The following is a 6,552-nucleotide window of genomic DNA, read 5'->3' on the forward strand; positions in this document are numbered from 1 at the left end:
CTTAATGGATCAGAAGGGATTGAAGGTCGCGGCCGAATCGGCCACCATTCAGGTTGGTATCGGTGGGCGCCGTTGCGGTAGATGGCGCCGCAGCCTCGCTGTCGAGCCCCTTGTCGAGGATCGTCTTGATGGTGCGATAGTGGGGACCGGAGAACGCGAGCGCGCGCTCGCATGCGGGGTTCAGGCGCTCATCGCCCACCTTCTCGCGTAGGCGCACGATGCCCTTTGCGCCGCGCAGGTTTTCCAGCACCGTGTTGTTGAACATCGCGAGGATGACGGCGTGGCGGGCTGGCCCGATGTCCTTCGCGCGCGCGAGGCACCACTGGGGATCGTGCTTGAGCCAGGCCTGTGCCTCGGGCGGCTGGTGGTCGCGCACGGTGTGGCGGTCCCCCGGTTTGCGTAGCCGTGGATGGGTTGCGACGAGCTCGTGCCGGTGGAACGCCTGCACGACCGTGTCGGTGGCCTTGAGCCATAGCTGCTTGCCGACCAGCGTGAAGGGCACTGAGTACAGCGCCTTCTTGTAGACAACGTGGCCGTCCGTATACACCTTGACCTCGGACCACACGGCCAGTACTGGCGGCACATCGGGCAGGCGCGTGGGCAGCGGCCGCTCGATCGCAAAGCGCGTGAGCGGCCGCTCGTGCGTGGTGCCGTGATCGCGCACGCCGGCCTGCTGCAGGATCCGCTCGCGCAACTGACGGTTCGCGTCGGCCAGATCGCGGAACTCGCGTAGTGGTACGAAGGACTTCTTGGCGTACTTGACTCCGGATTCAACGATTCCCTTCTTGGCTGGGTCGTGCGGCGGACATGGTTCGATGCGGAAACCATACGTTTCGGCGACCCCCGCGTAGGAACGCTGGACTTCGGGGCTATGCATGCAGTGCCGGATGATCGCGCACTTGGCGTTGTCGATCGTCACCCGGGAAGGACAACCCCTGAACCATTCGAAGGCGCGGCGATGACAGGCCAGCCACGTCTCGACGGTCTGGTCAAGCACAACCTCGGCATACTGATACCGGGACCAGCACAGGGTCATGACGAAGATCCACGTCTTGAGCGGGATGCCGGACTCGTGCGTGAGCACGGGGCCGGCGCCGAAATCAACCTGGGTGGCTTCGGCGGGCGCGAATTCGAGGGTCGTCGTTGCCTTGACGACGCGTTCTGCCGCAAGCCGGCGCAGCATGCGCTTCACGGCGTCGTAACTGCCGGTATACCAACAGTGCCCCTTTCTCCCTTTCCCCGCCGCTCCAGATAGATTTTCCAACGTAGTTCCATGACCGTCTCCCCAGCGCCGCTCAACGGTCCAGTGTAGTCGTTGCCGTCGACTCCCGCCGGCCTCGTCCGCTCCCCCTAATTCAGCTAGCGCGATCAAGAGCGCGGGCGAGGGGGCACCATGGCGTCCTCTGACGAGATAGACAGCCGTGCCGCGAAGGTGGCGGCGGTGTTAGGTGTTGCGACCGCTCGGAGGGGGCCGCTGACTCGAGTTCAGTCTAAGCGCGCTGGACAGTTGCTTGACGTCCGGACAACTGCCTATCGGCTGCGGCAGCGATTTTTGGCGAACCCTGTGACGAGTGCTCTCGATCCGCAGCACCGTGGTCCGACGCCGGGCGGTCGCCGATTAAAGCTGCGTGTCGCGCGGCTCGATCGCGGACGCCTGAGGCGCGTTGGCCTTACACTCCGGCTTTGGTGCAATTTTAATAGCAGTGAGAAGCAGCGTGTTTGCGGCGACCTCATTGAGCAGAAAGAACTGCCTTCCAAATAGCGGGCGCATTTGTATCTTCGAGGCGCAGGTTCGTAAGGTCAAATTGCGCCTTCCGAATGCGATGCATCAACTCGATGCCCGAGATCGTGACGGTCGCGTTTCTGAAGCATTTGAAGCCGAGCATCGCGTTGACCCTGGACTTGATGTTGCGCTGATCTTGCTCGATCAGATCATTCAAGTATCTCAAGGACCGCAACGTCGCGTCTTTAGGCAAGGTCCCATCGGCATTCATTTCGCACACCGCGCGGTGAGGCGCGTAACCGTCCAGCGTGATCGTAGCCCGAGGGCGCCCCTGACTTCTGATCGTCTTCGCAAAGAACGCCTGGGCCGCAGCCACATTTCGCTTGGCGGGAGTCAAAGTCGATCGTTTTCCCGCCCGGTCAAGCCGCGGTAAAGATAGACACATTTGGCAGGGATCTTCACATAGGTCTCGTCGATTGACTGACCGGCTTTCAAGGCCAGCCGATTCCAGCGTTTGACGAATTCCGGCGTGAAGCGCTGGGCCCAGCGCATGATCGTCGTGTGCGACATCGACAGACACGCTTGGCAATCATTTCAGCGAGGTGAAGTCTGAGATTGTAACGCAGGTACCAGCGCACACAGAGGACAATAACTTCGCGAGCGAAGTGGCGCCCGTTGAGCAATCCGTCAATGTCTTTTAGCTTACGCATTGGCTCGTGCTCGTCAAAATCCCGAGCGTAACAGACCAGCGCACCCAAATTGCACCCTACCGTCGCGGAGAAGCGATCGCCGTGATAAAAGCAGTTCGGTATTTTGCATTGCAAGTTGTCACCCGACGCCGCTGTCAGCAACGTGACATTGCTGAAGCTACCGGCTGAAAGCTGATTTGGCGAAGCCATCAGCGCGCATATTTCTCGCACGCATGCATTCGTTACGTGGATCTGTGTTATCCAAACAATCGATTTTTAGTCGACATGGAAATGCCGCATAGTGCGTTCGGCGATGTACTGGGCGTCACGAATGCAAATTTTCATGACCTGCCTGAACGCAATTGGCGTTGTCGACGCGAATATGGTTGTGTCGCGTTAGTGCCGGAACGCTAGAATGCGCGTCTGACGAACTGGTACTGACCCGATGAATAAGAAGGCACTGACGCCACGAACGGCCCTTGCCCCAGAAGTTGCGAAGGTTCTGAAGCGACTGCACCATCCGCTCGATGTCATGCTGCTGATGTGCGTGCCCTCGTATGTGGACTATGGACTGAGCCTGCGAAATCTGGAAAAGATGATGGCTGAGTGCGGCACCGATGTCGATCATTCAACCGTGCACCGGTGGGCGGTCAAGTTGCTGCCCGTTCGGGAAAAGCCATTTGGCGTCGCAAGCGCGAAGTCGTCAGGAGTTGGCGCGTGGATGAGACTGATATCAAGGTCAAAGGACAGTGGAAGTACTTGTACCGGGCCGTGGACAAAGCGGGAGACGCGATCGATTTCTGACAAGGCTGCCGCGAAGCGCCACTTTGAAAAATCGATCGAGCGCAACGGCGCACCCGAGGCGGAGACCGAACGACAAGAGTGGGGCAAATCTCGCTGCGTTTGAGTCTATCAACGCCGGGCGGGAGACGCCGATCAGTATCCGTCAGTCGAAGTATCTGAATAACATCGTCGAGCAGGACCACCGCGCGATCAAGCGCGGGACCCGCCCGATGCTCGGGTTTAAGAATCTCGTTGCGTCCGCATTCTCCTGGGTGGCATCGAAGTCATACACATGATCGTCAAGGGAAATTGAACGATGGCGGCGTTGGTACAAACTCCCGCACAGCAGTTATGTTCGCTGGTTGGATAAGGAAATCCATACCATACCGGTCTTGGACGGCCTCTCGGTCTTACTGCGACAGAACCCGCCCGACCCCGGCATTGAATCAGCAAAGGGCGGAACGCGTGGCGGCGTCCCGATACAGCCTAACGACTTCGGACTGGAAGAGGTTATGAACCGGATGTCACGAGCGGCTAAGCGATCCAGTTCGCGTGCCGGTGAGCCGCTAACCGCGATCCCGCAAGACGGCCAATCTGGCCTGCGCGACTGGTCAGAGCTGGCGGCCGGGATCGAGCGGGGCCGCTACGACGGTATCGCACGATTTTTCCATTGGACATTTGCTGTCTGGATTATTTACGCCAGTGTAGCGGGTTACTCGCTCACCCGGGTCGCCAATGGACCTGTGCATGATTTCCTGTCGCGACTGAACATGTCGATAGCAACGGTTCTGATTGTGCTTTTTCCGCTGAGGGTGGGTTGGAAGCTGGTCAGAATCGCGCCACCTGCGCTGCCCGATGTGTCCGTCGAACAGCAACTACTGGCACGCGTAGTACATCTCTTGATTTACGTCATGATCTTTGCAGTGCTGGCGAGTGGCTTCCTGATGGTGCCGAATGGCTATCCGTTTTTCGGACTGGTTGAAATCCATACTCCGTTCCAGAAAGGCCCGCTAACCGACGAATTGTTCGCGGTGCATCGCGCAAGTTGCGCACTGCTGGTTGGACTGGTCATGTTGCACGTGGTAGCGGTAATCAAGCACCAACTGATCTCGCGTAACGACGTGCTGCGAAGGATGCTTTAAATACGGTTTGTCTTTCATGGTCGCTGCATTTTTCATTGATGCCTGTATCTGGGAAAAGACCCGCCGGTCAAGGTGGCCCAAAACATCGACCTCATGGAGGTTAGCACATCTTAAATTTTCCGCACGGCGTTGCCGCGCAGCATGGCATGGATTCGCGAAACGCGGCGCCATCAATGCGTATTTCACGGCACCCGAGCCTGGAATTAAGCCGCCATCGACAGGCACGCCCGAAAGACCCTTTTGAACCGGCCGAGTGCCGCCAGCGCATGCTCAGCGCCCTACGGCTGCTCAATCTCGCGCTGCTGGACCGGCTGGGCACCCGTCGCGAGCAGTTCGTTTCCAAGGCGTGCGCCTATTTGTTCAATTCTTCACACTCCAGCTCGAAGCCCTCAACGTCCCGCGACAGGTGTACTGGATTCCTTGCGTTAGAGAGCATCAACCAGCACGGCCGGTCAGCGACAACTATTTTGGCCGGTCAACGGGGTAGTTGTCGTTCGATATCAGCTCATATTTGACGTTTCTCCTTCGTAGTTGTCGTTGCGTGATCGTGTAGTTGACACACATCGTTACTGCGACAACGTTGTCGTGGTCAGGCAACTGGGCGCTGAACGGATTGGCAGGGTTGTCGTCGTGCAATTGACGCCGCAGTGCATTTTGTTTGTCGCCGGCCTTGCGGCGGCGGTAGCTTTCGACGTTGAGTTCGAAGGTCGTCGAGTGATGCACAAGCCGGTCGATGGCGGCGATGTCATGCCGGGGTCGGGGAGCACGTCATTCCAGTCCGAGAATGTTTCGTTTGCAGTTATCGGAAGACTTTTTCGCTCATACCTCTCTGCAATCCGCTCGAACAGAACGCTGGCCTCGGCCTGATCCTTGCGAGCATACGACAGGTCGTCCAGTAACGTTTTGCATAACGTTACTCGATCTATGTGTAGTGCACCGTTATGTGGAGTCCGGTGGGTCAAGGCATAGTGATAGTCGGCAGCCGTGATTCGAACTCCACATAAGTATCAGAGCCGCTTCAACCAGTCGATAATCGGCAAGCGTCCGAATGTTCCTCGGTCGGCCGATACCTTCGTCAATATGTCTGGAAACACTTGAGGGAGTGCCTGGCGCTTCATGTCGATGTCTGATTGCGCATAGCGCATCGTTGTATCGAGACTCGCGTGACCAAGCCATTGGCTAATCGCTGGGAAGTCTACACCTGACTTTAACAAGGAGAGCGCTGTCGTATGCCTCAGAGAATGAGGGTGGATGCGTTTCTCCCGGAGGGTAGGTACGGTCGCTCCGGCGGCGACCAGATGCTTGCGAAGCAGGTAGTACACCCCGAAGCGGGTGTGCTTGTCGCCGCGATTATTGACAACAGTGCTGTGGTTGCATTAAGCGGATACGGGCGTTCTTCGACGAGTCGCTGCAACAACTTGGCAGTCTGCGGCCAGATCGGACAGACGCGGAGAACCTGTCCGCATTTTTGTGGGCGAGGCGGTTAAAAAAAACGCTACCCGCGCGCCCGCGTAAACCGCTCGCCAAACAGGATGGCAAACTGGTTCATCGCAGATTTCCAGTCATAGGCATGGCGCACGGACTTTGCAAGCACGTTTCGTAATGCCAGCCACAGCAGCTTGATGGCCGCTTCGTCATTGGGGAAGTGCCCGCGCGTCTTGATGATCTTGCGCAACTGCATGTTCAGGCTCTCGATGGCGTTCGTCGTGTAGATAACCCGGCGTATTTCTGGTGGAAACACGAAGAACGGCGTCACGTTCTCCCACGCACGCCGCCAGGATTGCACAATGGTCGGATATCGGGTGCCCCATGGGCCTGCAGCGAATGCCTCAAGCGCCTGCTGCGCGGCCTGCCCGCTTGCGGCCGTGTAGATCGGGCGCAGCGCCGCGGCGATAGCCTTCCGGTCCTTGTAACTCGCGTATTCCAGGCTGTTGCGTATCAGATGCACGATGCAGGTCTGCACGGCCGTGCGCGGATAGGCCGTGCCAATCGCATCGGCCAGCCCCTTGAGGCCATCGACCACGGCGATCAGGATGTCCTGGCAGCCGCGCGTCTTGAGTTCATTGAAGACCTTGAGCCAGAACTTCGGTAAGCGGCTCGTGCCGGCCGTTATAGACGGTGGCTGAAGGCGACATCAAAGTGATGCCCATCATTCCCAATCTGATGGGCATCACTTTGACACAGTCTGCGGAGAAGAAGCCGGGTTCCCGAACGG

5 protein-coding genes and 3 pseudogenes are annotated in these 6,552 nt (G+C 58.3%); 2 read left to right on the forward strand and 6 right to left on the reverse strand.

Annotated elements, in window-relative coordinates; genetic code table 11:
• Nucleotide 1: 1 nt before the first annotated feature.
• From istA to AB4Y44_RS30870, 3 genes and pseudogenes are all read right to left on the reverse strand, one after another.
• Nucleotides 2–1,213, reverse strand: a pseudogene (istA, locus tag AB4Y44_RS30860) (IS21 family transposase); the annotation flags it as partial.
• Between the two features lie 517 nt (nt 1,214–1,730).
• Entirely contained in the window at nt 1,731–2,120 is a 390-nt protein-coding gene (locus AB4Y44_RS30865) for a DDE-type integrase/transposase/recombinase (RefSeq protein WP_368618927.1), read from the reverse strand.
• Nucleotides 2,117–2,293, reverse strand: coding sequence for a hypothetical protein (locus AB4Y44_RS30870; RefSeq protein ID WP_342922278.1), 177 nt, complete (start codon nt 2,291–2,293; stop codon nt 2,117–2,119). Before AB4Y44_RS30870 ends, AB4Y44_RS30865 begins: the two co-directional genes overlap by 4 nt.
• An 868-nt stretch (nt 2,294–3,161) precedes the next feature.
• On the opposite strand from AB4Y44_RS30870, the gene AB4Y44_RS30875 reads away from it, so the two are divergent.
• Nucleotides 3,162–3,491 carry a DDE-type integrase/transposase/recombinase gene (locus AB4Y44_RS30875; RefSeq protein ID WP_368701700.1) on the forward strand — a complete coding sequence of 110 codons (330 nt, stop codon included), beginning with the start codon at nt 3,162–3,164 and terminating at the stop codon, nt 3,489–3,491.
• Between the two features lie 216 nt (nt 3,492–3,707).
• Nucleotides 3,708–4,337: a cytochrome b gene (locus AB4Y44_RS30880; RefSeq protein WP_368701701.1), complete on the forward strand. Its 630-nt coding sequence runs from the start codon at nt 3,708–3,710 to the stop codon at nt 4,335–4,337.
• 648 nt (nt 4,338–4,985) lie between these two features.
• Here AB4Y44_RS30880 and AB4Y44_RS30885 read toward each other — a convergent pair.
• The 3 genes and pseudogenes from AB4Y44_RS30885 to AB4Y44_RS30895 form a co-directional block, all read right to left on the reverse strand.
• A pseudogene (locus AB4Y44_RS30885) lies at nt 4,986–5,236 on the reverse strand (ATP-binding protein); the annotation flags it as partial.
• Nucleotides 5,237–5,344: 108 nt separating this feature from the next.
• Nucleotides 5,345–5,659, reverse strand: a complete 315-nt coding sequence (locus AB4Y44_RS30890; RefSeq protein ID WP_368618925.1) for a tyrosine-type recombinase/integrase — start codon at nt 5,657–5,659, stop codon at nt 5,345–5,347.
• A 173-nt stretch (nt 5,660–5,832) separates the two neighbouring features.
• Nucleotides 5,833–6,423, reverse strand: a pseudogene (locus tag AB4Y44_RS30895) (IS256 family transposase); the annotation flags it as partial.
• Nucleotides 6,424–6,552: the final 129 nt, after the last annotated feature.

This window comes from Paraburkholderia sp. BR10937, from assembly GCF_040965695.1.
GTDB lineage: Bacteria > Pseudomonadota > Gammaproteobacteria > Burkholderiales > Burkholderiaceae > Paraburkholderia.

Bases quoted from the DNA above. Each gene is read 5' to 3' on its own strand.
- AB4Y44_RS30870 (WP_342922278.1), bottom strand. From the start codon at position 2,293: ATGTCGCACACGACGATCATGCGCTGGGCCCAGCGCTTCACGCCGGAA.
- AB4Y44_RS30880 (WP_368701701.1), top strand. From the start codon at position 3,708: ATGAACCGGATGTCACGAGCGGCTAAGCGATCCAGTTCGCGTGCCGGT.